This is a genomic window from Streptomyces griseicoloratus (genome assembly GCF_014534645.1).
GTDB lineage: Bacteria > Actinomycetota > Actinomycetes > Streptomycetales > Streptomycetaceae > Streptomyces > Streptomyces griseicoloratus.
On record NZ_JACVQF010000102.1, the window covers coordinates 1 to 748 of the forward strand.

A 748-nucleotide genomic window follows, 5' to 3' on the forward strand; every position below is an offset into this window, starting at 1 on the left:
GGCCCTCGCCAACGCCGGACTCCAGCCGCGCGACGTGGACGCCGTCGAGGCCCACGGCACGGGTACGGCCCTGGGCGACCCGATCGAGGCCCAGGCCCTGCTCGCCACCTATGGCCAGGACCGGCCCGACGGGCGTGCCCTGTGGCTGGGCTCGCTGAAGTCCAACATCGGCCACGCCCAGGCGGCGGCCGGTGTGGGCGGTGTCATCAAGATGGTGCAGGCGATGCGGCACGGCGTCCTGCCGAAGACCCTGCACGCCGAGGAGCGCTCGTCCCGGATCGACTGGGAGGCGGGCGCGGTCGAGCTGCTGACCGAGGCCCGCCCGTGGCCGGAGACCGGTGCGCCGCGCCGCGCGGGCGTGTCGTCCTTCGGTTTCGGCGGCACCAACGCGCACGTGGTGCTGGAGGAGGCGCCCGCCGTCGGGACCGAGGACGCGCAGGCGCCCGATTCTCCGGAGGCCCCGGCATCGGCCCCGGCCTCGGCGGAGGCGCCGGACGCCGTGCTGCCGGTGACGCCGTGGGTGCTGTCGGCCCGTACGCCGGAGGCCGTGTCCGATCAGGCCGCGCGGCTGCTGGCGTACGCCGAGGAACGGGGTGAGCTCGACCCGGCCGCGGTGGGGCGTTCGCTGCTGTCCACGCGCGCGGTGTTCGACCACCGCGCGGTGGTGACCGGAGCCGATCGCGACGAACTGCTCGCGGGGCTGCGGGCGCTGGCGGCCGGCGAGTCGGCACCGCACGTGGTCCAGGGC

General features: G+C 76.3%; 1 protein-coding gene. It reads left to right on the forward strand.

All coding sequences use genetic code 11. The features are described from left to right. Nucleotides 1-748: ketoacyl-synthetase C-terminal extension domain-containing protein (locus H0H10_RS03165; RefSeq protein ID WP_306420924.1), on the forward strand; the 748-nt coding region annotated here is incomplete at both ends.